General features: G+C 71.9%; 18 protein-coding genes and 4 pseudogenes. 17 read left to right on the top strand and 5 right to left on the bottom strand.

All coding sequences use genetic code 11. The features are described from left to right. Positions 1-104 precede the first annotated feature (104 nt). Positions 105-1277, bottom strand: a pseudogene (gene rhaI / locus E4N63_RS15260) (L-rhamnose isomerase); the annotation flags it as partial. Positions 1278-1560: 283 nt separating this feature from the next. Between rhaI and E4N63_RS15255 the strand changes: the two are divergent. The 15 genes and pseudogenes from E4N63_RS15255 (at position 1561) to E4N63_RS15185 (ending at position 19451) form a co-directional block, all read left to right on the top strand. Beyond that, complete coding sequence (locus E4N63_RS15255) at positions 1561-3231, top strand: sugar ABC transporter ATP-binding protein (protein ID WP_230240944.1); 1671 nt, start codon at positions 1561-1563, stop codon at positions 3229-3231. An 88-nt stretch (positions 3232-3319) separates the two neighbouring features. Continuing rightward, on the top strand, positions 3320-4279 hold the full coding sequence (locus E4N63_RS15250) for an ABC transporter permease (RefSeq protein ID WP_230242499.1): 960 nt from the start codon (positions 3320-3322) through the stop codon (positions 4277-4279). Between the two features lie 103 nt (positions 4280-4382). Then, positions 4383-5348: pseudogene (locus E4N63_RS15245) on the top strand (ABC transporter permease); the annotation flags it as partial. A gap of 91 nt (positions 5349-5439) precedes the next feature. After that, positions 5440-6525, top strand: a complete 1086-nt coding sequence (gene rhaS, locus E4N63_RS15240) for a rhamnose ABC transporter substrate-binding protein (protein ID WP_230240943.1) — start codon at positions 5440-5442, stop codon at positions 6523-6525. Between the two features lie 33 nt (positions 6526-6558). Continuing rightward, complete coding sequence (locus tag E4N63_RS15235; RefSeq protein ID WP_125626788.1) at positions 6559-6879, top strand: L-rhamnose mutarotase; 321 nt, start codon at positions 6559-6561, stop codon at positions 6877-6879. Positions 6880-7104: 225 nt separating this feature from the next. Further along, on the top strand, positions 7105-8127 hold the full coding sequence (locus E4N63_RS15230; protein ID WP_125627105.1) for a LacI family DNA-binding transcriptional regulator: 1023 nt from the start codon (positions 7105-7107) through the stop codon (positions 8125-8127). 641 nt (positions 8128-8768) lie between these two features. Continuing rightward, the gene (locus E4N63_RS15225) at positions 8769-9770 is read left to right on the top strand and encodes a serine hydrolase (RefSeq protein WP_230240942.1); all 1002 of its coding nucleotides are present in this window, start codon (positions 8769-8771) and stop codon (positions 9768-9770) included. A 209-nt stretch (positions 9771-9979) separates the two neighbouring features. Beyond that, a pseudogene (locus E4N63_RS15220) lies at positions 9980-11048 on the top strand (glutathione S-transferase family protein); the annotation flags it as partial. A 270-nt stretch (positions 11049-11318) separates the two neighbouring features. Beyond that, the gene (locus E4N63_RS15215) at positions 11319-12701 is read left to right on the top strand and encodes a TrkH family potassium uptake protein (RefSeq protein ID WP_308188696.1); all 1383 of its coding nucleotides are present in this window, start codon (positions 11319-11321) and stop codon (positions 12699-12701) included. Next, positions 12694-13356 carry a TrkA family potassium uptake protein gene (locus E4N63_RS15210; RefSeq protein WP_125626037.1) on the top strand — a complete coding sequence of 221 codons (663 nt, stop codon included), beginning with the start codon at positions 12694-12696 and terminating at the stop codon, positions 13354-13356. The genes E4N63_RS15215 and E4N63_RS15210 overlap by 8 nt, the downstream gene beginning before the upstream one ends. Positions 13357-13639: 283 nt before the next feature. After that, complete coding sequence (locus tag E4N63_RS15205; protein WP_019707498.1) at positions 13640-14911, top strand: aspartate kinase; 1272 nt, start codon at positions 13640-13642, stop codon at positions 14909-14911. Next, entirely contained in the window at positions 14908-16011 is a 1104-nt protein-coding gene (locus tag E4N63_RS15200) for an aspartate-semialdehyde dehydrogenase (RefSeq protein ID WP_125626036.1), read from the top strand. Before E4N63_RS15205 ends, E4N63_RS15200 begins: the two co-directional genes overlap by 4 nt. Before the next feature lie 386 nt (positions 16012-16397). Further along, complete coding sequence (locus tag E4N63_RS15195) at positions 16398-17039, top strand: SigE family RNA polymerase sigma factor (protein ID WP_228429407.1); 642 nt, start codon at positions 16398-16400, stop codon at positions 17037-17039. Beyond that, positions 17036-18376: a hypothetical protein gene (locus E4N63_RS15190; RefSeq protein WP_230240941.1), complete on the top strand. Its 1341-nt coding sequence runs from the start codon at positions 17036-17038 to the stop codon at positions 18374-18376. The genes E4N63_RS15195 and E4N63_RS15190 overlap by 4 nt, the downstream gene beginning before the upstream one ends. A gap of 121 nt (positions 18377-18497) precedes the next feature. Next, a complete protein-coding gene (locus tag E4N63_RS15185) occupies positions 18498-19451 on the top strand; it encodes an SURF1 family protein (RefSeq protein ID WP_230240940.1) in 954 nt (317 codons plus the stop codon). A 50-nt stretch (positions 19452-19501) separates the two neighbouring features. Here the strand turns inward: E4N63_RS15185 and E4N63_RS15180 are convergent, their stop codons facing one another. Continuing rightward, the gene (locus E4N63_RS15180; RefSeq protein WP_230240939.1) at positions 19502-21370 is read right to left on the bottom strand and encodes a prolyl oligopeptidase family serine peptidase; all 1869 of its coding nucleotides are present in this window, start codon (positions 21368-21370) and stop codon (positions 19502-19504) included. A gap of 70 nt (positions 21371-21440) precedes the next feature. On the opposite strand from E4N63_RS15180, the pseudogene E4N63_RS15175 reads away from it, so the two are divergent. Next, a pseudogene (locus E4N63_RS15175) lies at positions 21441-22203 on the top strand (class I SAM-dependent methyltransferase). A gap of 93 nt (positions 22204-22296) precedes the next feature. After that, entirely contained in the window at positions 22297-22593 is a 297-nt protein-coding gene (locus E4N63_RS15170) for an MTH1187 family thiamine-binding protein (RefSeq protein WP_230240937.1), read from the top strand. Positions 22594-22734: 141 nt separating this feature from the next. Here E4N63_RS15170 and E4N63_RS15165 read toward each other — a convergent pair whose 3' ends face one another. The 3 genes from E4N63_RS15165 to E4N63_RS15155 are packed head-to-tail and all read right to left on the bottom strand — an operon-like array spanning position 22735 to position 25080. After that, the gene (locus E4N63_RS15165) at positions 22735-23247 is read right to left on the bottom strand and encodes a hypothetical protein (RefSeq protein ID WP_230240936.1); all 513 of its coding nucleotides are present in this window, start codon (positions 23245-23247) and stop codon (positions 22735-22737) included. 60 nt (positions 23248-23307) lie between these two features. Then, a complete protein-coding gene (locus tag E4N63_RS15160) occupies positions 23308-23805 on the bottom strand; it encodes a hypothetical protein (protein ID WP_230240935.1) in 498 nt (165 codons plus the stop codon). Positions 23806-23850: 45 nt separating this feature from the next. After that, positions 23851-25080, bottom strand: a complete 1230-nt coding sequence (locus E4N63_RS15155) for a hypothetical protein (protein WP_230240934.1) — start codon at positions 25078-25080, stop codon at positions 23851-23853. Positions 25081-25160: the final 80 nt, after the last annotated feature.

Here is a 25160-nt window from a genome sequence, read left to right as displayed (position 1 = left end):
GGCGGGGCGGACGGTGGAACAGGCGGGCGAACGGGCCGGGTGTACCGGCGGACCGGCGGACCGGGGGCGCGGGTGAGCCGGGGGCGCGGGCCGGGCGGCTCAGGCCCCCAGCCGGCCTGTTCGCCCCCCACCCGCTCCGCGACGATCCGTTCCTGCCAGCCGGATTCCCGGTAGGCGGCCATCGGGTCCGGGTGCAGCCCCTGTTCCTCGCGGAGTCCGGCGAGCAGCGGGCGGACATCGGTGTTGTAGGCGTCCATCAGGACGGCGTTCGCGCCGAGGACGTCACCGGCCTGCTGTGCGGCGCGCAGCGCGTCGAGGTCGACCAGCAGGGCCTTGGCGGTGGCCTCCTGGACGTTCATCACCGAGCGGATCACCCCGGGGATCTTGGCCTCGATGTTGTGGCACTGGTCGAGCATGAAGGCGACGCCCTCCATGCCGTCCCCGTCCCCGAAGCCGCCGTTCTTGGCCACCTCGTGCAGGATGCGGAAGAGCTGGAAGGGGTCGGCGGCGCCCACCATCAGGTCGTCGTCGGCGTAGAAGCGGGAGTTGAAGTCGAAGCCGCCGAGTCTTCCCTCGCGCAGCAGGAGGGCCACGATGAACTCGATGTTGGTTCCGGGGGCGTGGTGCCCGGTGTCGACCACCACCCGCGCCCTGGGCCCGAGTTTGAGGCAGTGCGCGTAGGCGGTGCCCCAGTCCGGCACGTCCATCGTGTAGAAGGACGGTTCGAAGAGCTTGTACTCCAGCAGCATCCGCTGCCCCTCGCCCAGCCGTTCGTACACCTCGGCCAGTGCCTCGGCGAGCCGACCCTGGCGGGTGGCGGTGTCGTCCTGGCCGGGGTAGTTGGTGCCGTCGGAGAACCACAGTTTCAGGTCCCGCGATCCCGTGGCGTCCATGATGGCGACGCACTCCAGCAGGTGGTCCGTGGCCTTGCGGCGCACGGCCGGGTCGGGGTGGGTGACCGAGCCGAGCTTGTAGTCGTCGTCCTGGAAGACGTTGGAGTTGACCGTGCCGAGCCGCAGTCCCCGCTCCCGGGCGTACGCGGCGAGCGCCGCGTAGTCGTCCACCCGGTCCCAGGGGATGTGCAGGGCGACGCTCGGCGCGACGCCGGTGTGCCGGTGCACCTGGGCGGCGTCGTCGAGCTTTTCCCGGACCGTGCGCGGGACGCCGGGCTGCGCGAACACCTTGAACCGGGTGCCCGAGTTGCCGTACGCCCATGAGGGCGTCTCGATGGCCTGGGACCTCAGAGCCGCCTTCACGGCGGATACGGCGGCAGTCATGGATCGGCGCTCCCCGGGCCTCGGTATTGAATCGTTTTGACACGGAAGCTAAGGGCGCCCTCCAGGGCTGTCAAGGGTGCGGAAGGCCCGCCCGGACCCGTTAACCCGTGGCACCCGCAGAGGATCGAGAACTTCCGTGTGCACGCCCATTGACGCCGCCGTCGGGGCGGTTCTACGTTCCCCGGCAACTGGATGAATCCTTTCATCCACCCTGCTCGTTTCCGACCCCTTCACCGTCCCGGCCCCGGAACCGTCGAGCCGCCCCCGCCGCCGAGGAGCCCCCATGAACGAGTCCGACCCGGGCGCGGGACCCGCCGGGGCCCCGGAGACCCGGAAGCCCCCGGAGCCCGGCGCCCCCGCCGAACCCGTCCTGGCCCTGCGCGATGTGCACAAGTCCTTCGCCGCCGTCCGCGCCCTGCGGGGCGTCTCCCTGGAGCTGCTCCCCGGTGAGGCCCACGCCCTGGCCGGGGAGAACGGCGCGGGCAAGTCCACGCTCATCAAGATCCTCGCGGGGGTCCACCGCCCGGACGCGGGCGAACTGCTGCTCGACGGCCGCCCCGTCGTCTTCCACGGTCCCGCCGACGCCCGGCACGCGGGCATCGCGGTGATCCACCAGGAGCCGACGCTCTTCCCGGACCTCTCCGTCGCGGAGAACATCTTCATGGGCCGCCTGCCGCGCGTGTCCCGCCACTCCCGCCCCTCCCGTGCCTCGCACATCTCCCGTGCCTCGCACACCTCTCACGAGTCCCGGACCTCCCGCCCCTTCCGCCCCGCCCTCGGCCGCATCGACCGCGCGGCCGTCCGCGACGCCACCGCCTCCCTCATGCGACGGCTCGGCGTGGAACCCGACCCGGACCGGCCCGCCCGCGGCCTGTCCATCGCCGACCAGCAGATCGTCGAGATCGCCAAGGCCCTCTCCTTCGACGCCCGGGTGCTCGTCATGGACGAGCCCACGGCCGCCCTCACCGGCACGGAGACGGCACGCCTGTTCGGGGTCGTGGAGAGCCTGCGCGCCGAGGGCACGGCCGTGCTCTTCATCTCCCACCGGCTGCGGGAGATCTTCGAGCTGTGCCGGCGGGTCACGGTCCTGCGTGACGGCCAACGGGTCTCCTCCGAGCCGCTGGCCGGCCTCACCGAGGACGACCTCGTCCACCGCATGGTCGGCCGTGAGCTCGGCGACCTCTATCCCAAGCAGCCCGCGGACGTCGGGGAGACGGCCCTGTCGGTGCGCCGGCTCACCCGCGAGGGCGTCTTCCGCGACGTCTCCTTCGACGTGCGCCGCGGCGAGATCGTCGCCCTCGCCGGTCTGGTGGGCGCCGGGCGCTCGGAGGTGGCGCGGGCCGTCTTCGGCATCGACCGCCCGGACGCCGGAGAGGTGCGCGTCAACGGGCGGCCGCTGCGCGCGGGTTCCCCCGCCGCCGCCATGGCGGCCGGGCTGGCGCTCGTCCCCGAGGACCGCCGCCGCCAGGGCCTGGTGATGGACCTCTCCATCGAACGCAACATCGGGCTGACCGGTCTCGGCCGGCTCGGCGGAGCCGGCCTGGTGCGCCGCTCCCTCGAACGCGGACGGGCCGCCGACTGGGCCGTGCGGCTGCGGCTGCGGTACGGCCGCCTCTCCGACCCGGCCGGGGTGCTCTCCGGCGGCAACCAGCAGAAGGTCGTCCTCGCCAAGTGGCTCGCCACCGGCCCCTCGGTGCTCGTCGTCGACGAACCCACCCGCGGCATCGACGTCGGGACCAAGGCCGAGGTGCACCGCCTGCTGTCCTCGCTCGCGGCCGACGGGCTCGCGGTGCTGATGATCTCCTCTGATCTCCCGGAGGTGCTCGGCATGGCGGACCGGGTCCTCGTCATGCACGAGGGCTGGCTGACCGCCGAAATCCCCCGGGAACGGGCCACCGAGACCGCCGTCATGGCCGCGGCCACCGGGCTCGCCGGGAAGGAGCGGGCGGCATGACCACCACCCTCCGGCCGCCCCCGCGGCCCCGCCCGCCGCCGGCCGCTCGGCACGCGCCCTCGCCGACGCCGTCTTCCGGGCCCGGGAGATCAGCATCGCCGGCGCCCTTGCCCTGCTGATCCTCGGCACCTGGGTGGCCAACCCCCGCTTCCTGTCCGACCAGGGCGTCAAGGACCTGCTGCTCAACGCCTCGATCCTGGTGCTGCTCGCGGTCGGCCAGGCGGTCGTCGTCATCACCCGGAACATCGACCTCTCGGCCGGTTCGGTGGTCGGCCTCTCCGCCTTCGCCTGCGGCACCTTCGCCGCCGGTACGGAGCACGGGCCGCTCACCGTCCTGCTGGTCGGTACCGGAATCGGGCTGCTGGCCGGGCTGGTCAACGGCGTCCTCGTCAGCTTCGGCCGGGTGCCCGCGCTGGTCGTCACCCTCGGAACGCTGTACATCGTCCAGGGCGTCGACTACTGGTGGGCGCAGGGCGAGCAGATCAGCGCGGGCGAGGTGCCCGGCGCCGTGCTGCGGCTCGGCAGCGGCAGCATCCTCGGCGTGCCGTATCTGCCGCTGATCACCGCGGCCGTGCTCGCCGCCACCGCCTTCTACCTGCGTTCCTACCGCGGCGGACGGGAGCTGTACGCGATCGGCTCCAGCCCGGAGGCCGCCGGCCTCGCGGGAATCCCCATCCGCCGCCGCGTCCTCGCCGCCTATCTCTTCTCCGGGGCGGTCGCCGGCTTCGCCGGAGCCCTCTGGCTGGCCCGGTTCGGGACCGTCGTCGCCGACAACGCCCGCGGCTGGGAACTGACGGTCGTCAGCGCGGTCGTCGTCGGCGGCGTCGCCATCACCGGCGGCGTCGGCACCGTCTGGGGCGCGGCGCTCGGCGCCCTGCTGCTCACCACCATCGGCAGCGCCCTGGTCGTCCTCAAGGTCGACGCCTTCTGGCAGGGGGCCATCACGGGCGCGCTGCTGCTGGCGGCCATCAGCGTCGACCGCGTCGTCCACCTGCGCGTCACCCGCGCCCTGCGGAAGAGGAGCCCCCACCATGCCGACGGCGTCTGACACCGCGGCGGGGCGGCCGCACCCGGAGCAGCGCCCCGGCGGACGTTCCGGCGGCCCCGGCGGAGGCCCCTCCCGCCCCGGGCCGGCCGAGCGGGCGAAGGGGGTGGCCCTGCGCTGGGACACGGTGATCGGCATCCTGCTCACGGCCGTCCTCGCCACCGGGCTCGCCACCACCGAGGGCTTTGCGGACCCCGGCAACCTCGCCTTCGCGCTCAACGACATCGCCGAGGTGGCGCTCATCGCCCTGCCGATGACCCTGCTGGTGGTCGCCGGGCAGGTGGACCTCTCCGTCGCCTCCGTGCTCGGCCTGGCCAGTGCCCTCACCGGCGCCCTCTGGGAGGCCGGATGGGCGTTCGAGCTGATCGTGCCCGTGGTGCTGCTGGCCGGTGTCGCGGGCGGGCTGCTCAACGGCTGGCTGGTCACCCGGATCGGGCTGCCGCCGCTCGCCGTCACCATCGGCACCCTCGCGCTCTACCGCGGTCTCGCCTCGGTCGTCCTCGGCAGCAACGCGGTGACCGGCTTCCCCGAGACGTACGCGCGCTGGGCGAGCGACACCACGACCCTCCCCGGCACCTTCCTGCCGTACCCCGTGGTGCTGTTCCTGGCGCTGGCGGTGGTCACCGGCGTCGTGCTGCACGCCACCGCCCTCGGCCGGGCGCTCTTCGCCATCGGCGCCCAGGAGGAGGCCGCGTACTTCGCCGGCCTCCGGGTGAAGCGGATCAAGCTGCTCCTCTTCACCGTCACCGGGCTCTTCGCGGCCTTCGCCGGGATCGTCTTCACCCTCCGCTACGGCAGCGCCCGCGCCGACAACGGCTTCGGCTTCGAGATGCTCGTCATCGCCGCCGTGCTCCTCGGCGGGGTCGACTTCAACGGTGGCAAGGGCACGCTCGCCGGCGCCGTCTGCGGGGTGCTGCTGATCGGCGTCCTCAAGAACCTCCTCACCCTCAACGACGTGGCGAACGAGGTCCAGGTGATCGTCACCGGGCTGCTGCTCGTCGGCTCCGTCCTCACCCCCCGCGCCGTCGCCGTGGCCGCGGAACGGCGGCACCGGCGCGCGGCCGCGGCCACCGCCGCCCGCCGCCCTGATCCGCCGTCCCGCTCCCGAAGCCCGCCGCGGCACCCCCGACGTCCAGTCCCGTCCTCCCGAAAGGCCCACCGCCATGTACGCGAACCTCCCCGCCCGGCGCCGGGCCGCCGCGGCGACCGCCGCCGCCTGCGCCCTGGCCACCGTCCTGGCCGGCTGCTCCGGCACCACCAAGAACTCGGAGGAGAAGGCCACCGCCTCCCGGGACTCCGGCGCCACCGCCGACCCGGACGCCCCGCTGAAGAAGGGCCTCAAGCTGGCCTTCCTGCCCAAGCAGATCAACAACCCCTACGAGAAGATCGTCGACGAGGCGGGCATCGCCGCGGCCGCGGAGTTCGGCGGCACCGGCAAGGAGGTCGGCCCCTCCGACGCCGGAGCCTCCTCCCAGGTCTCGTACATCAACACCCTCGTCCGGCAGCGGCAGGACGCGATCCTCATCGCCGCCAACGACCCCAACGCCGTGTGCGGACCGCTCAAGCAGGCGATGCGGAAGGACATCAAGGTCGTCGCCTACGACTCCGACACCGCCAAGGACTGCCGCCAGCTCTTCATCAACCAGGCGAGCACCGAGGAGATCGGCCGCAGCCTCGTCCGCGACATGGCGGAGCAGATCGGCCACCAGGGCAAGATCGCGATCCTCTCCGCCACGCAGAACGCCACCAACCAGAACGCGTGGATCCGCTACATGAAGGACGAGCTGACGAAGCCCGCCTACCGGAAGATGGATCTGGTCCGGGTCGCGTACGGCGACGACGCCGACCAGAAGTCCTTCCAGCAGACCCAGGGGCTCCTCCAGGCGTACCCGGACCTGAAGGGCATCATCTCGCCCACCACCGTCGGCATCTCCGCGGCGGCCCGCTACCTCAGCGACTCCTCGTACAAGGGGAAGGTCGTCCTGAACGGCCTCGGCACGCCCAACCAGATGCGCAAGTACATTAAGGACGGCACGGTGGAGCGGTTCTCCCTGTGGGACCCGGAGAAGCTGGGCTACCTCGGCGCCTACGCCGCGGCGGCCCTCGCCTCCGGGCAGATCACCGGTGCGGAGGGCGAGACGTTCACGGCCGGGGAGCTCGGTGAGTACACGATCGGCACGGACGGAGAGGTCGTTCTCGGCCCTCCGGCGGTCTTCACCGAGGACAACATCGACGACTTCGACTTCTGAGCCCGGCCGACGGGGACCGGAAGGGGACCGGACATGCGGCGTGTCTGCTTTCTGCTCCAGGTCCGCCGGGAGCGCCTCGACGAGTACCGGGAGCGGCACGCCGCCGTCTGGCCGGAGATGCTCGACGCGCTCTCCGCGGCCGGCTGGCGCAACTACTCGCTCTTCCTGCGCGAGGACGGCCTGCTCGTCGGCTATCTGGAGACGGAGGACTTCGAGGCCGCCCTGCGGGCGATGGCGGAGACGGAGGTCAACGCCCGCTGGCAGGCGGAGATGGCGCCCTTCTTCGAGGCGCCCGACGGGACGCGGCCGGACGAGGCCATGCGCCCGCTGGCCGAGGTGTTCCATCTCGACTGAGGCGCCGCGCCCCGGCGCTCGCCCCGGCCCTCACCGCGGTGCCCGCCCTCGTGGACGCCCCCACCCATGCCCCTGCCCCTGTTCCGCCCCGCACCCGCCCCAGTTCCAGGAGTCCCGGATGGCCACCCGCGTCCCCGCCGTCACGCGCGCACCGATCGGCCCCGGAAGCGGGGCGGACGGGGCCGGAACCGGGGCCCGGGCCGGAGTTCCCGGGGCGGTGCTCTGATGGCGGCGCAGTCGGTGGGCATCAAGGACGTGGCCAGGGCCGCCGGAGTCTCCGTCGGCACGGTCTCCAATGTGATCAACCGCCCGGACGCGGTGGCGGTGGAGACCCGCGCCCGGGTCCAGTCCGCCATCGAACGGCTGGGCTACGTCCGCAGTGAGTCGGCCCGCCAGTTGCGGGCCGGCCGGAGCCGTATCGTCGCCCTGCTCGTCCTCGACATGGGCAACCCCTTCTTCGTGGACGTCGCGCGCGGCGCCGAACGCGCGGCGCGGGCGGCCGGGATGCGCGTCATGGTGTGCAACAGCGCACAGAGCCCGGAGGAGGAGGCCGAGTACCTCTCCCTCTTCGCCGAGCAGCGGGTGCGCGGCGTCCTGCTCACCCCGGCCGACGCCACCGGCCGCAACCTGGACGCCTTCCGCCGGCACGGCATCCCGTTCGTGCTGGTGGACCGGGTGGCGGCGGACGCGGCCGAGTGCTCCGTCTCGGTCGACGACGTGGCGGGCGGCGCCCTGGCCGTCCGGCACCTGGTGGCGGCCGGCCACCGCTCCATCGCGTACATCAGCGGACCGCCGCACCTCCAGCAGATCCGCGACCGCCGCGAGGGCGCCCTCCGGGCCCTCGCCGAGGCCGGACTGGATCCGGAGACGCTCCGCGAGATCCCCACCGAGAGCCTGGACGTCCCCGCCGGACGCGACGCGGGAGCCAGGCTGCTGGGCCTGGCCGACCGCCCCACCGCCGCGTTCTGCGCCAACGACCTGCTGGCGCTGGGCCTGCTCCAGTCGATGTTCGCCGCCGGTGTGGCCGTGCCCCGGGACATGGCCATCGTGGGCTACGACGACATCGAGTTCGCCGCGGCCGCGACCGTCCCGCTGACCTCGGTCCGCCAGCCGGCCGTCCGGATGGGCACGTTGGCCGCCGAACTGCTCCTCCAGGAGTCCGGCGGCGACGTGGCGGACCACCGCCACGAGCACATCGTCCTCCAGCCCGAACTCGTCGTCCGCGACTCGAGCCTGCCGCGCCGCTGACGCCGACCGGGTGACCGGGGAATTTGAGGCGGGGCGGTCCGCCGCTGCCCTTCCGCCCGCCGGCGCACACAGGCCCGGCCGACCGGGCCGACCGGACCGTACGGACACGGACGAGGAGCCGGTCCGTACGGCGCGCGGCCGGTGCGCGGAGGCACGGAGGGCCGTACGGAGGCGACGGATGTAGGGGGCATCCCCAGGGCGCTTCCCGCCCGCGGTCCGGGGCCGTCCCGGGACGGCCCGGATGCCCGCCGCGAGCCCGGACGGACAGCGTTGCCCGTATGGCATCCACACCGAGTCCGTTCACACCGAACCCGTCCACCCCGGAACAGCCCGCCCGGCCCGGCCGTCCGGGCCGGGCCCGCCCGGCCGGACCGTATCGCCGCCCCGCCGTCGGCTGCTGCTGCCGGGCGCGGCCGCCCTCACCGCCGCGGCCCTGCTGGCCGGTGCCGCGCCGCCGGCGAGTGCGGTGGCCGGCCCCGTCCGTTACCGGCCCACGCCGCCCCGGGCACTCCCGCGGAGCCCGCCTCCGCCCTGCCCCTGTCGGCCCCGCCCCGGCGGGACGCCCGGCGCCCTCCGCGCCCGTACCGGTCCTGAACCCGTCCGCGCTCCGCGCCGCGATCGACGACCTGGAGCACCCGCCGGTGACCGCCGCGCAGGTGCGGATCAGCGGTTCGGCCGGCTCCTGGTACGGCGCCTCCGGCGTGGCCGACCTGCGCTCCGGCCGGAAGGTGCGGCCGGACGACCGGTTCCGGGTCGGGAGTGTCACCAAGGTGTTCGTGGCCACGGTGGTGCTCCAGCTCGTCGCCGAGGGCCGCGTGGACCTGGACACCCCGATCCAGCACTACCTGCCGGATGCGCTGCCCGCCTCGTACGCCCCGGTCACCGTCGAGCAGCTCCTCAACCACACCAGCGGGCTGCCCGCCGAGGTCGGATGGCCCGACATGAGCACCCCGGAGGCGGTCTTCGAGCACCGGTTCGACCGCTGGACGCGGGAGCAGCGGCTCGCCACCCTTCCTCCCGGTCCGATGAAGTTCGAGCCCGGCGAGCGGCAGGAGTACCGGGGCATCAACTACGTCCTGGCCGCTCTCCTCGTCGAGAAGGTGACCGGCCGCCACTTCGGCGAGGCGATCGGCGCCCGCCTGCTCCGCCCGCTCGGCCTGCGCCACACCTCCGTGCCCGTCGACGACCCGGGGATCCGCGGACCGCATGTGCACGGCTATCTGGAGATGTCCGACGGAACCCTGCGGGACATCACCGCGTTCGACCCCTCGGCCTCCTTCGGCCAGGGCGAGATGATCTCCACCACCGGCGACCTCACCCGCTTCATCACCGCCCTCTTCTCCGGACGGCTGCTCCCGCCCCGGCTGCTGGACCGGATGTTCACCCTGCCCGAGGGCGTGCGGATGACGGACGGGAGCCCCGCCCGCTACAGCACCGGCCTGCAGACCGCGACCGTCAACGGAGTCACCTTCTGGGGCAAGACCGGTGAGCGCTACGGCTACGCGGGCGGCATGTTCGCCATGCGCGACCAGCAGCGCCGTCTCGTCTACGCCTTCAACCCGACCCATCGCGACGACACCCAGACCGAGATGACCCTCCGCATCGCGGACGCGGCCACCCGCGCCCCGGGGGCCGCCGGCTGATCACCGCCGGTTACCGGCGGACGGCCCCGGAGCCGGCGCGCACCCCGCGCTCCGGGGCCGTACCGTCCGGACGGGACCGGACCTCAGGGGCACATCTCCTCCGGAACCGGGCAGAAGCACGGAGACCGACGCCCACCCCTGCGGAACCGGCACCGCACACCGCCACCGCCGGACGGGGCCGGGCGCGAGCACTGCGGGAGGAGCGACCGATGGACGGCACCGCCGAGACGGAGACCGCCGGGACAGACACCGGCGGCCCCGAGGCGAACGGCCCCAACAGCAATAACGGCCCCAACAGCAACACGGCCTACGGACACCGGCCCTTCCGGCGCTCGAAGAGCCACTTCACCGACCGGATCACGGCCGACGCCCGCGACGGCTGGCCGGTCGAGGCCGGCCGCTACCGCCTGGTCGTCAGCCGCGCCTGCCCCTGGGCGAGCCGTGCCCTGGTCTCCCGGCGGCTGCTCGGCCTGGAGGACGCGCTGTCGCTCGCCGTCGCGGACCCCATCCAGGACGACCGGAGCTGGCGTTTCACCCTCGACCCGGACGGCCGCGACCCCGTCCTCGGCATCCGCTTCCTCGGCGAGGCATATGAGGCGCGGGAGAAGGGCCACCCGGGCGGCGTCAGCGTTCCCGCGGTCGTCGACACACACTCCGGCAGGCTCGTCACCAACGACTACCAGCGCCTCACCCTGGACCTCGCCACCGAGTGGACGGCCCTGCACCGCCCCGGAGCCCCCGACCTCTACCCCGAGCCCCTGCGCGACGAGATCGACGAGGTGATGGAGGGCGTCTACCGGGACGTCAACAACGGCGTCTACCGTGCCGGTTTCGCCACCGGCCAGGACGAGTACGAGGAGGCGTTCCGCGACGTCTTCCGCCGCCTGGAGCTGGTATCCGAACGCCTGGCCGACCGCCGCTACCTGGTCGGCGACAGCATCACGGAGGCGGACATCCGGCTGTTCACCACCCTCGTGCGCTTCGACGCCGTCTACCACGGCCACTTCAAGTGCAACCTGCGGAAGCTCAGCGAGGACCCGGTGCTGTGGGGCTACGCCCGCGACCTCTACCAGACGCCCGGTTTCGGCGACACCGTGGACTTCGACCACATCAAGCGCCACTACCACCGGGTCCACACCGGCATCAATCCGACGGGCATCGTCCCCGCCGGCCCCGATCTCTCCGGCTGGCTCACCCCCACCACCGCGAACAGCTCGGCGGCCGTCCCTTCGGCGACGGCACCCGCCGGGCCCGCCCCCGACCGCCGAGCGCATCCCCGGCGGGACGCCCGTGACCGGTCCGTTCATACTGAGGGCGGGTGCGGTCATACGCCCGCCCGCACTGCCCCGCCCGGCCCGGGGTACAGCAGGTGAGCAGCGCGGCAGCATGAAGGGTCCCGTGTCGCGCAACGCGGAACAGAGCGCGGAGCGGAGTGCGGAGCGGTGTGCGGAGACGTGACGTGCGGATCATGACGGCCGCGGCGGGGCGGCCGGACGGGAACACCGGCTCCGCCCACGCGGCTGCCCCGGCCGCCCCGGCGGTGCCCCGGTGACCGGCATCGTGGCGAAGCGCTTCGGACGGAGCGGTTACCGCCCCGGGGTGGCGGCCCCGCTGCGCCATCCGGGGCAGATTCTCGTCGGCGGGTTCGCGGCGGCGGTGGCGGTCGGCACGGTGCTGCTGTCGCTCCCCGTGGCCACGGAGACCGGGGAGCGCACGCAGCTGGTCGACGCGGTGTTCACGGCCACCTCCGCGGTGTGCGTGACGGGTCTGGTCACCGTGGACACCGCCGGGCACTGGTCCACCTTCGGGGAGGTCACCATCCTGGTGCTCATCCAGGCCGGCGGTCTGGGCATCATGACGCTGGCCACGCTGCTCGCGGTGCTGGTGTCGCGCCGGCTGCGGCTGCGCACCCGGCTCCTGGCGCAGATGGAGACCAAGACGCTCAGCATGCGGGGGATGCGCCGCGTCGTGCGCAACATCGTGCTGTTCAGCCTGGCCGTCGAGGCGGTGGTGGCGGCTGTGCTCGCGGCGGTGTTCCTGACCGTCCACGACCGTCCTCTCGGCGCCTCTCTGTACGATGCCGTCTTCCACGCGGTCTCCGCCTTCAACAACGCCGGTTTCTCCCTCAACTCCGACAGCCTCATGGGATACGTGGACGACCCGTGGGTGTGCCTGCCGATCGCGGCGGCCGTTGTCGTCGGCGGTCTCGGGTTCCCCGTCGTCTTCGAGCTGGCGCGGGGATGGCGGCGGCCGCGGGCGTGGTCGGTGCTGACCCGGATCACCGTCGTGCTGACGTCGGTCCTGCTCGTCCTGGGCACCCTCGTGATCACCTCCGCCGAATACACCAACCCCCGGACGCTGGGTCCGCTGGACACTCCCGGGAAATGGCTGGCGGGCTTCTTCGCCTCGGTGATGTCCCGCACGGCGGGCTTCAACAGCATCGACACCTCGGCCCAGGTGCCCGAGAGCCTGCTGGCGACCGATGTCCTGATGTTCATCGGCGGGGGCAGCGCGGGCACGGCCGGCGGGATCAAGGTGACCACGTTCGGGCTGCTCGCCTTCGTGCTGTGGGCGGAGATGCGGGGCGAGCCGGGGGTGCAGGTCGGGCGGCGCAAGGTGCCCGAGAGCAACCAGCGGCAGGCGCTCGCCATCGTGCTGCTGAGCGTCGGCGGTGTGGCGCTGGCGACCTTCAACCTGCTGGTCCTCACCTCCTACAGCCTGGACCGCGTACTGTTCGAGGCGATCTCGGCCTTCGCCACGGTGGGCCTGTCCACCGGGATCACCGGCGATCTGCCACCGGCCGGGAAGGTGCTCCTGACCGTCCTGATGTTCGTGGGCAGGCTCGGCCCCCTGACCGTGGCGTCCGCCCTCGCCCTGCGCGAGCGCGCCCGCCGCTACGAGCTTCCCGAGGAGAGGACCATCGTTGGCTGACAACAGCAGGGAACCGGTCGTCGTGATCGGCCTGGGCCGCTTCGGGAGCTCCCTGGCCCTGGAGCTCACCAGCCGGGGCACCGAGGTCCTGGCCGTCGACAGCAGGCCCAAGGTGGTGCAGAGCCTGTCGGGCCGGCTCACCCACACCGTCACCGCGGACTGCACGGACATCGAGGCGCTGCGTCAGCTGGGCGTGCCCGACTTCTCGCGTGCCGTGGTCGCCATCGGCTCGGACATCGAGTCCAGCATCCTGGTCACCTCGCTCCTGACCGAGCTGGAGATCGAGAACATCTGGGCCAAGGCGATCAGCATCCAGCACGGCCGGATCCTGGACCGGATCGGCGCCCACCACGTCGTCTTCCCCGAGCACGACATGGGCGAGCGGGTGGCCCATCTGGTCTCCGGCCGGATGCTCGACTACATCGAACTCGACCCGGCTCACGCGCTCGTCAAGGTCAGCCCGCCCCGGGAGCTCGTCGGCGTGCCGCTGCGCGAGGCCCGGGTGCGGAACCGGTACGACGTCACCGTGGTCGCCGTCCAGCCCTCCGGCGGCGAATTCACCCACACCACCCCCGACACCGTCCTGGCCTACGGGGACGTCATCCTCATCCTCGGCCGCATCGACAAGGTCGAACGTTTCGCCAATCTCCCCTGAGACGACTCTCCCGCAGCCCGTCCCCGGTGCGGGACCGTGAGCACTCCGTTACGCGCCGTCTCAGTACGTGAGCTGCGTCTCGTTCCCGTGTGGGGTGCCGGAAACCGGGCAGGGGTCGTCGCTGGAGCGGGTGGGGACGCCCGCCCGGTGATCATGTTCTGAGACGGTGTCTCAGTGAGTGAAACCCGGGCGTCCGTTTTCACCCGCTCGATAAACTGAGCCGACCGCAGGGTTCCGCTTCGCCGCGGGGCCCCCGGAAGACAAGAGTTGCGAGGAGCGCACCGTGGGCCTTGTCGTACAGAAGTACGGCGGCTCCTCCGTCGCCGATGCCGAGGGCATCAAGCGCGTCGCCAAGAGGGTCGTGGAAGCCAAGAAGAACGGCCACCAAGTGGTCGTCGTGGTGTCCGCGATGGGCGATACGACGGACGAGCTGATCGAACTCGCGGAAGAGGTGTCCCCGATGCCCTCGGGGCGCGAGTTCGACATGCTGCTGACCGCCGGAGAGCGGATCTCCATGGCCCTGCTGGCGATGGCGATCAAAAACCTGGGCCACGAGGCGCAGTCCTTCACGGGCAGCCAGGCCGGTGTCATCACCGACTCGGTCCACAACAAGGCCCGGATCATCGACGTCACGCCCGGCCGGATCCGCAGCTCGGTGGACGAGGGCAACGTCGCCATCGTGGCCGGCTTCCAGGGCGTCTCCGCGGACAAGAAGGACATCACCACCCTCGGCCGAGGTGGTTCCGACACCACCGCCGTCGCCCTCGCCGCGGCGCTCGACGCCGAGGTGTGCGAGATCTACACCGACGTCGACGGCGTCTTCACCGCCGACCCGCGGGTCGTCAAGAAGGCCCGGAAGATCGACTGGATCGCGTCCGAGGACATGCTGGAGCTGGCGAGCTCCGGCTCCAAGGTGCTGCTGCACCGCTGCGTCGAGTACGCACGCCGATACAACATCCCGATCCACGTGCGGTCCTCTTTCTCCGGACTGCAGGGAACATGGGTCAGCAACGAACCGCGAGGGGACCAGCCGATGGAGCAGGCGCTCATTTCCGGTGTCGCGCACGACACGTCCGAGGCGAAGGTCACGGTCGTCGGGGTGCCCGACAAGCCGGGCGAGGCCGCCAAGATCTTCCGGGCGATCTCGGACGCCGAGATCAACATCGACATGGTCGTGCAGAACGTGTCGGCGGCCACCACCGGCCTCACCGACATCACCTTCACGCTGCCGATGACGGACGGCAAGAAGGCCATCTCGGCGCTGGAGCGGACCAAGGACGCCGTCGGCTTCCAGTCCCTGCGCTATGACGACCAGGTCGCCAAGGTGTCGCTGGTCGGCGCCGGCATGAAGACCAATCCGGGTGTCACCGCGACCTACTTCGAGGCGCTCTCCAAGGCCGGGGTCAACATCGAGCTGATCTCCACCTCCGAGATCCGCATCTCCGTGGTCATCCGCGCCGACGAGGTCAACGAGGCCGTGCGCGCCGTGCACACCGCCTTCGGCCTGGACAGCGACAGCGACGAGGCCGTCGTCTACGGAGGGACCGGCCGATGAGCGCCGCCGGCACAGGAACCGGCACAGGCGCCGGCGGCGGGGCCGGCCGCAAGCCGACCCTCGCCGTCGTCGGGGCGACCGGTGCCGTGGGCACGGTCATGCTCGGCATCCTCTCCGAGCGCAAGGACGTCTGGGGCGAGATCCGGCTGATCGCCTCGCCGCGCTCGGCGGGGAAGAAGCTCACCGTGCGCGGTGAGGAGGTCGAGGTCGTCGCGCTCGGTGAAGAGGCGTTCGAGGGCGTCGACGTCGCGATGTTCGACGTGCCCGACGAGGTGTCCGCGCAGTGGGCGCCGATCGCCGCCGCCAAGGGCGCGGTCGCCGTGGACAACTCCGGCGCCTTCCGGATGGACCCGGACGTGCCGCTGGTCGTCCCCGAGGTCAACCCGCACGCCGCGAGGATCCGTCCGCGCGGCATCATCTCCAACCCCAACTGCACCACGCTGTCGATGATCGTCGCGATGGGCGCGCTGCACGCCGAGTTCGGCCTCAGCGAGCTGATCGTCTCCTCGTACCAGGCCGTCTCCGGCTCGGGCAAGGAGGGCGTCGACACGCTGCGCGAGCAGATCGGCAAGATCGCGGGGACGGAGCTGGGCACCCAGCCGGGCGACGTCCGCCGCGTGGTCGGCGACCTCGGCCCGTACCCGGCGCCGATCGCCTTCAACGTGGTGCCGTTCGCCGGCTCGCTCAAGGAGGACGGCTGGACGTCCGAGGAGCTGAAGGTCCGCAACGAGTCCCGGAAGATCCTCGGCCTGCCGGATCTGCGGGTCACCGCGACCTGCGTCCGGGTGCCCGTCGTCACCACGCACTCGCTGACCGTCCACGCGCGCTTCGAGAACGAGGTCACCGTCGCCCAGGCGCACGAGATCCTCGCCGCCGCCCCCGGTGTGGTGCTCTACGACAACCCGGCCGCGGGGGAGTTCCCCACCCCGGCCGATGTCGTGGGCACCGACCCGACCTGGGTCGGCCGGGTGCGCCGGTCCATGGACGACCCCCACGCGCTGGAGCTGTTCGTCTGCGGCGACAACCTCCGCAAGGGCGCGGCGCTCAACACCGCCCAGATCGCCGAGGTGGTCGCCGCGGAGCTCACGGCCGCGGTGTGACGCGGACGCGGGCCCGGACGCTGGGGAGTGCGAAGGGACGGGACCCGGTGCCCGCTCAGCGGACGGAAACCGGTCGACAAGGTTGACCCAGGCGATAAGATGTGGACGCTTTGCGGGTTCTGTGAAGGCTTTGTGATCGTAACGATGATCAAGGGCGCTTGAACTGGATCATCATTCTGTTCGACGATGCGCTCCCCGCCTCGCCGCAACCGCGGCCGGGCGGGGAGCGTCTTTGCAGCAGTCCCTCGAAGTCGCTCAACTCAATGGGGCATTGGGGGATGAACTGTGCACATGAGGGCATTCGATGCATCGGCAAACGTGGCGGAGCGCGCGTACAACCCTGACGGGGGGTCGCGTGTCCAACAGGCGTGGCAGAGGCATTCGGTATGGCATCAACCCCTGGGGGCGGCGCGGCGGTTCTGCGCCCGCCCCGTTCGCGCACGCTCGGCGGGATGCCGGTGATCGCCCCGATGCCCGCAGCGCGGCCCGCCCGCATCCCGACCCAGCGCGAGGGCGCTGACGACGTGACGGCAGCGGGCACCACAGTCGACCACCTCACCGAGACCTACCGCGCGCACTACCGCTCCCTGCTGGGTCTCGCCGCACTGCTGCTCGACGACACCGCCTCGTGCGAGGACGTTGTCCAGGAAGCCTTCATCCGGGTGCACTCCGCCCGCAACCGTGTCCGCGATCCGGAGAAGACCCTCGCGTATCTGCGGCAGACGGTCGTCAACCTCTCGCGCTCGGCCCTGCGCCGCCGCATCCTCGGGCTCAAGCTGCTCTCCAAGCCCATGCCCGACATGGCGAGCGCCGAGGAAGGCGCCTACGAACAACTCGAGCGGGACCAGCTCATCCGCGCCATGCGGGGGCTGCAGCGCCGGCAGCGCGAGGTCCTCGTCCTGCGCTACTTCGCGGACATGACCGAAGCGCAGGTCGCGGACACACTCGGCATATCGCTCGGCTCGGTCAAGGCATACGGATCACGGGGGATCGCGGCGCTGCGCGTCGCCATGGAGGCCCCGGCATGACAGATCTGCAGCATGGAGCGGACGGCCCCGAGAGGCCGGACCGTTCCCATAATGCGCCGCGCCCCGAAGAGCCGGAACCCTCGGGCTCCCCGGAGAGCGCGGACCGCACGGACGGGCCCGCGGAGGAACCCTGTGGGTCGTCCGGTGTCGAGGAGTTGCTGAAAGCCCTGAGAGCGACCGGGGAGCCCGGGGCGACCGGAGCGCCGGAGAGCGGGGCGGAACCGGAGTCCCCGGAGAACACCGGCCCCCGGGGCGACCGCCCGGAGCCGTCCGGCGGCCCGGACGGCTCCGACGGCTCCGACGGTTCCGACGGCAGGGGTGGCCCGGACGCCGCCGAGCCGGACTCGGCCATGGACGAAGAGGCACTGCGGCGGCTGCTGCGGACCGTCGTGGAGGACATCGAACCGTCCCGCGATTCCCTGGACCACCTGCGGCACGCCGTACCGGCCCGCCGTGCGCGCAAGCGGCAGGCGCTGGTCGGTGCCGTCGCGGCCGTACTCCTCGTCGGCACCGCCGTACCGGGCCTGCTCCGGGTCGCGGACTCCGGCACGACCGACGAGGACCAGCGGGCCAACGCGGCCAGCAGCCAGCGGACCCAGGGCGGCGCCGACGGCACCGGTGGCGACTCCGCAGCCGACGAGGCCGATGAGCGCAAGCCCGGCAAGGCCGCGGAGAAGGACGGCGGCAAGGACGCCGAGGGCGGCGGGGAGAGCGAGCGCGACCGGCAGCGGAACAGCAGCGGTGCGAGCGCGGGCGCCACCCCCTCCCAGGGCATGGCCGCCAGTTCGCCCAGCTGCGAACGCACCCAGCTCGGCAGCGGAACGGCGGTCAAGGGCGAACCGGACTCCGAGAGCAAGATCTACGGCAGCTTCCGTCTCGTCAACGTCTCCGACACCACCTGCACCGTCTCCGGTCCCGGGCTGGTGACCGCCGCACCGCAGGGCACGGCGGAGAACATCCAGGTCGTCGACCACACGCTCGGCGACGCGGCCACCGGCCTGCCGGACCCGGCAGCGGACACGCAGAAGCTCATCCTCGAACCCGGCCAGGCGTACGAGGTCAGATTCGCCTGGGTGCCGGCCGAGGGCGGTGCCGGAGGGTGCCCGACCCCGGGCACGTCCCCGGAGCCGGAGACCTCCGACAGCCCGAGCGGAGACGGCACCATGTCCGACGGCGGCAACCAGACCATGGGCGCGCCGACGGAGGAGGAGCCGCCGCCGAGCGGGAGCGTGCTGCTCACGCACATCCCCGAGGCGGGTGAACCGGCCGCGTCCACGGTGACGATCGGCAATGTCTGCGCGGGAACGGTCTACCGCACCGGCGTCATCGCCGGCTGAACGCCCGGTCGCACTCCGGCTGCCCGTCCCCGCCGGACGAGGCGGTGCGTCCGGGGGGACGGGCCGGGGCCCCGCACACCCCGGCATCCGCTCCGCGGCCGTCTCCCCGTACCGTGGGTGTGTGTACCGGTTTCTGCTGACTCCCCGATGGTGGGGAATCAATGTCTTCGCCGCACTCGCCATTCCCTTCTGCCTCTTCATGGGCAGCTGGCAGCTCGGCCGGTTCGAGGCGCGCGCCGACTCGCACCGGGAGCAGCAGCAGAGCGCGGAGTCCACGGCGCGGCAGACCGCCGAGCCGCTGGCCGGCCTGCTGCCGGTCACCCAGCGGACCACCGGCCGGATCGCCGAGGCGACCGGCACCTACGGCACCCAACTGCTCGTCCCGGAACGCCGGCTGGACGGCCGGGACGGCTTCTACGTCCTGACCCTGCTGCGCACCGGTGACGGTCCCGCCCTGCCGGTCGTCCGGGGCTGGCTGCCCGGCGACGCGAACACCGCGGAGGCACCGGCGCCACCGGAGGGCGAGGTCACGGTCGTCGGCGCGCTCCAGGCCCCGGAGAACCGGAGGTCCGAGGGAGCGCGCGCCGGCGGCCTGCCCGAGGGGCAGATCGGCATCATCAGCGCCGCCGCGCTCGTCAACGTGGTGCCGGACGACGTGCACAACGCCTGGATCACCCTGACCGAGGGCAGCGACGGCCTGCGCCCGGTGCCCCCGGCCGTCGCCCAGAACACCGGACTCGACCTCAAGGCGTTCCAGAACCTCGGCTACACCGGTGAGTGGTTCGTCTTCGCCGGCTTCGTGCTCTTCATGTGGTTCCGCCTGTTCCGCCGCGAGGTGGAGACCCAGCGCGACCTGGCCCTCGGACTGGTCCCGGACGCGCCGACTCCGCCCGCCGGACCGGCACCCTCCGCCACACCGTCGCCGGAGGGAGAGCCCGCACCCTCCGCCGAGCCCGGAGGCGGGTCCGCCGGGGCCGGTGGATCCGCCGGGCCCGCGCCCGAGGCCGAGCCCGTCTCTCCGTCCCCGGCGGGGAAGGCCACCGCCGGGGAGAGCGGACCCACGGCGAAGACCTGACCCCTCCCCGGCTGCCTCCCGTCCGTCCTCCTCGGGACCCGGCCGGCTGGTTACACCCCCAGGTGCCGCCGCACGAAGTCGATCTCCATCCGCAGCTGCTTGATCCGCTCCTCCACCACGAGCGACCCGTGCCCGGCGTCGTAGCGGTAGACCTCGTGCGGCACGCCGCGCTGTTCCAGGCGGCGGACGTAGTTCTCCACCTGGCGTATCGGGCAGCGCGGGTCGTTCACCCCGGCCGAGATGTAGACCGGGACCCGCACCTCGTCGACGTAGGTCAGCGGCGACGAGGCCTCGAACCGCTCCGGGACCTCCTCCGGCGTTCCGCCGAGGAGCGTCCGGTCCATCGCCTTGAGGGCCTCCATCTCGTCGTGGTACGCCGTGACGTAGTCCGCGACCGGCACCGCCGCCAGCCCCAGCGACCAGGACTCCGGCTGGGTGCCCAGACCGAGCAGGGTCAGATAGCCGCCCCAGGAGCCGCCGGACAGCACCAGCCGCTCCGGGTCGGCGAGCCCCGACTCCACGGCCCACTCCCGGACGGCCGCGATGTCCTCCAGCTCGATCAGCCCGACGCGGTGCTTGAGGGCGTCGGTCCACTCCCGGCCATAGCCGGTGGAACCGCGGTAGTTGACGCGGACGACGGCGAAGCCGTGGTCGACCCAGGCGGCCGTGCCGGAGGCGAAGGCGTCGCTGTCGTGCCAGGTGGGCCCGCCGTGGATGTCGAAGACGCAGGGGAACGGCCCCTCGCCGGCCGGCTTCTGCACCAGCGCGTGCACCCGGCCGCCCGGCCCGTCCACCCAGGCGTCGGTGACCGGCACCGAGCCCGGCGCCTTCGCTCCCGGCGGATCGAGGACGACCCGGCCGGTGGTCGAGCGGATCTCGGGCGGCTGCGCCGCCGAGGACCACAGGAACTCCACGGTGCCGTCCGGCCGCGCCGTCGCGCCGGAGACCGTACCGGCGGGCGTGTCGATCCGGGACAGCTCGCGGCCGGCGAGGTCGTACCACCACAGCTCGCCGCGGGCCTGGTGGCTGTGTTCGACCAGTAGCGCCGAGCCGTCGGGGGACCAGCCCGCGCCGATGTCCCCGGGGAGGTCGATGGCGAGGGCGGTCTCCTCGCCGGTGACCGGGTCCCAGATCATCGGCTCCCAGCGGCCGCCGCGCTGGTGCCCGACCAGCAGCCGGGAGTCGCCGGCCACCGGCGCGAAGCCCATCACCATCAGCCCGAGCTCCTCGGAGCCGTCCTTGGTGTCGTCCAGCTCGGCGACCGTCTTCCCGTCGAGCGTGACGACGCGGATCGCCGAGTGCATGGCGTCGCCGTGCTCGGTGTGCTCAATGGCGATCAGGGAGCTGTCGTACGACAGATCGCCGACCCCCGCGGACTCCGGATGCCGGTAGATCTCCACCGGCTCACCGCCGGGCCGCACCACATGGAGGGACGAACCGCCCTCCCCCTCGCCGTCCGCGGACTCGTCCACCGACCGGCCGACGACCGCCGTGCCGTCCCGGCCCAGGGCCAGCCCCGCCGGGTACGAGGGGTCGAGGCCGGGCACCGCCGGTACGTCCTCCCCGCCCTCGAACGGCTGCCGCATCCAGACGCCGAACTCGTCCCCGTCCGTGTCGCGGAACCACCAGATCCACCGGCCGTCCGGGCTCAGCACGCCGTCCGTCGTGCCGTTCGGCCGGTCCGTGACCTGGCGCTGCGCGCCCGTCGAGCGGTCCCAGGCGTACAGCTCGAAAACGCCCGTGGCGTTCGAGACGAACAGCGAGCGGTCCGGGGCGTCCTCCGCCCATTCGGGGAGGCCGACCCGCGCGGCCCGGAACCGCAGCTCCCAGTCGGGCACACCGGGCCCGGAGGGCGCGGCGGCCCCGGTGGCGGCGGACGCGGGCAGGGCGGAGGAGCGGGCAGAGGTCTCGTCGGTCATGCCCCCATTCTGCGGGAGGCGTGGGACAAGCCGCTGGTGCGGTCCGCCGCCTGTGGATAACGTGCCCGGCATGCATGCGAGACGCGCCGCCCCCGACGACTGGCCCGAGCCGGAGGATTCCGACGACCTCGACGCCTTCCGGCACGGACAGGACACGATCCGAGAGATCGAGGCGTCCGGGGTCGGGGACGTCACCGGCAGAACACTGCTGCACCTGCGCTGCCGCAGTGGCCTGGACACCCTCTCCTGGGCGCGGCAGGGAGCCCGGCACGTCGTCGGCCTCGACAGCTCCGAGGCCGCCGTGGAGGCCGCCCGGGAGCTCGCCGCCGACCTGGGCCTCGGCCCGGACCGCGCCGCCTTCGTCACCGCCCCCCTCTACGACGCGGCGCAGGCCGTGCCGGACCCCGCGTACGACATCGTCCACACCGGCGCCGGAACCCTCTCCCGCCTCCCCGACCTGCGGCGCTGGGCCGAGACCGCGGCGGCCCTGGTCGCCCCGGGAGGCTTCCTCCACCTCACCGAGTTCCACCCGCTCACCGGCGTCCTCGACGACGAGATGGGCGCCCGGATAGTGCGCGACCACTTCAGCCGCGACCCGTTCGACGACACGCCGGACAGCCACCCGGACTTCGACACCCAGGCCGTCCGCCACCCGATGGGCGAGGTCGTCACCGCCGTCGCCGAGGCGGGCCTGCGCGTCGACTTCCTCCACGAGCACGACATCACCCGCTTCCAGCGCTTCGGCTCCCTCGAACCCCGCCGACCCGGCCCCCGCCGCCCAGCCGACCGCCCCTCGTCCCCTGCTCTACTCACTCCGCGCCACCCGGCTGTGAGGGGACGACACCCGCCCGGTGCATGATCGGACCAGCAGCAGTGGCGGGACACCCGGGCACTTGAGCACCCGAGAACCGAGGGAGTGATGACCGATGATCGTCGCGTTTTCCGTGACGCCGATCGGATCCGGCGAGGACGTCGGTGAAGACGTTGCCGAGGCCGTACGCGTCGTACGGGAGAGCGGCCTGCCGAACCGCACCGACGCGATGTTCACCAGCATCGAAGGTGAGTGGGACGAAGTGATGGACGTGGTGAAGCGCGCCGTCCAGGCGGTCGAGGCCCGCGCGGGCCGCGTCAGCCTCGTCCTCAAGGCCGACATCCGAGAGGGCGTCACGAACGGCCTCACCACCAAGGTGGAAACGGTGGAACGGCTACTCGGAGACGGGTGAGCGGTACCCGGCCGACCGCACGCCCGTGCACCGGCGGCCGCGGCTGGATATCGGCGGAGGCGGCCACTGGCGGCCGCGTTGACCACCGAGGGCATGTCCGCCGCCGTACAGAGGCGGGGGAGCCAGAGGGCACCACCGGCCTCACAGCTTGCCGAAGAGCACTCCCCGCCAGGTCCAGCCCGACTTCAGGACGGCCTCCCGCAGGGGGTCCCGCAGGCCGGCGCCGTCGAAGCGGAAAGTCTCCGTCGCTTCGAGACGTCCGCTGTCCCCGCGGCCGAGCGTCCAGTGGCGGGTGACGGTCCTGTTCGGTCCGCGCGAGTACTCCGACGAGATCGCAAGCCGCGGCGGATTCCCGACTCGGGTGACTCCCCACTGCTCCTCAAGGGCACGTACCTCGTGGTTCTCCGGCGTCAGGCGCATGCGTATCCGCACGGCGTGCGTCAGCTGGGACTGGATGAAGAAGGGCTGCCAGATGGGCTCCGCGATGCGCCACTCCGCCACCAAGTCGGCGCGGTCCGCGGCACCGTTGCGGATGACGTACGGCACATCAGGCTGGTTGAGGCCGAGCAGGGCCGCCCGAACCTCCTCGGCCGAGCCGTGAGCTACACCCTCGGGAGGACGCTTGGTCCCGGCCAGCTTGTCGAAGAGCCCCATGGAAGCAACCTATGAGGGGGCACGACACCGGTGCAAGATCTACAGTCTCTGCCGGACGCGCTACGAAGCGGCGCCGGTGTCCGGATGGACTGTGCGCAGAAACTCCTGGAAGTCGGACAGGACGGCGCTGTGTTGGGAGGCGGTGGTGGTTAGCACCAGGCGGACGACCACCCGCTTGCGTAGATCACCGGGGTCGAGCATGGACAGGTACACCTGCACCTGGATCAGTTCGCGCCGCACGCCGGCGGCGACGGCCGAGATGGCTAGGCTCTGCGTGAGGCCCGGGGCATCCGCCGAGCCGATCTCGCGGTGTTCGGTAACGTCGACCGATGTAGAGGCCCGGCGCACGCGCTCCACGGACTCGTGAGCCATCTCCTGCAGCGTCGCCGTGTCCGGGCGATATTCGCCGTCGATCGTGATGTTCGCGGTGAAGCCCGCATCCGGATGTGGATGTAGCGCAACGAAGGCCGCGCCCGGTGCGCCCACTTCATCTGGAGGCGCAGCGCGCCAACCTTCTGGCAACTGGAACTTGATCGGTACAGGTAGAGGTTCTGGCATCTCGTATCCTCGTCAATCACGGCAGTGCACCTGTCGAAACTTGCGCTAAAGGACGCTGTCGAACATGTCCCCTACAGCGTCGGCGGCATCCCCCGCGGTGTCGGCGACCTTCCCTGGGTCAACGGTGAACTCAAAGCCCAGAGCGCCACCAACGATGGGGGATATACCCGCTTTAGCAGAGAATGCCCATAGGCCGCTATTGTCCTTGCTGTAGTTCAGGTTTGCTTCAGCACCAGCTCCGGCCCATCCCTCGGCTGTGACGCCCACCCCGATTCCCCCGAGGTCCGCACCGGTGGCGACGGACCCCTTGGCGCCCGCAAACGCCTCAGCGCCCGCTCCCAGGTCATCAAGAGAGACTCCGGAATTAACACTCGCCTCAGCCCCCGCAGTGGTCCCGGTTCGCCCGTAGACGCCGACGGGGCCGACATCGGCGCGGCCTGAGGCCGTGGCCTCGCCACCTGCAAAGACCCCTGCGCTGCCTTTGATTCCCTCGTTGGTGATGCCGCCGCTAGCGGAAGCTTTGGCGCCTGCGAAGGCTTCGGCGGTTCCGGCGAGCTTCATCGGCCCGTTGGTGAGTGAGCCCTCCGCACCTGCGCGGCCTAGGTCGGCATGCGCCCCAATCTCCCGCATCTTGCCGGATCCGGTGTCGGGCCCATTGGCGGACGTGCCGACGCCGGGGCCGGAACTGGATGCCTGACCGTCGGCGACCCATCCGTTAGTCTTCGTTCGGGCATCTTTGGTCGCTGCGGCCTCGTACTTCTCAATGTCGCCCAATGCCTGGCCGTTGAAGCCGGTAAAAGATCCGTCGCTCCCCTCGGAATCGATCACTACCGCATGAAGAGCGATCTCGACGCCACGGTCGGCATCTCCGATGTCTTTCACAAGCTTGTCAATGCGAGCCTGCCAGGAGCTGACGGCCGTGCGCACGGATTGCTGATAACCGGGGTCGTGGTGCAGTGCGGTGCGCTGGCTGTCGCTGAACTTTTCTGTGTCGAAGGCGACCACGCCCTCTTCCGAGACCGTCATGTCGGCCGCAAGAGCATCCGCTCGGGCCGAATCGAGCTTCTTACGCAGATCCGTGAACTGTGTATGCGCGTCGCGCAGCAGCGAAGCCACCGCCTTGGCTTGGACCTGCGCGTTCTGCAGTTCCTTCAGGGTCGCCGCAAAGCGGTGGTTAGCGGCTTCCGCGCTCAGTCCAGTCCAGGTGTTGCCCATCGAAATGCCGTGCACATCCCGCTTGTAGGCGATCTCCTGGTTGCGGAACTGCTTCGCCATTCCATCCCAGCGGCTGGCGGCAGTGGTGAGTAAGGACAGGTCTGTGTTCCTGATCTCGTGATATGTCGGCATGAATTCCC

It is taken from the genome of Streptomyces sp. MNU89, from assembly GCF_020982505.1.
GTDB lineage: Bacteria > Actinomycetota > Actinomycetes > Streptomycetales > Streptomycetaceae > Streptomyces > Streptomyces xinghaiensis.
This window is presented reverse-complemented; position numbering and strand designations above follow the sequence as displayed.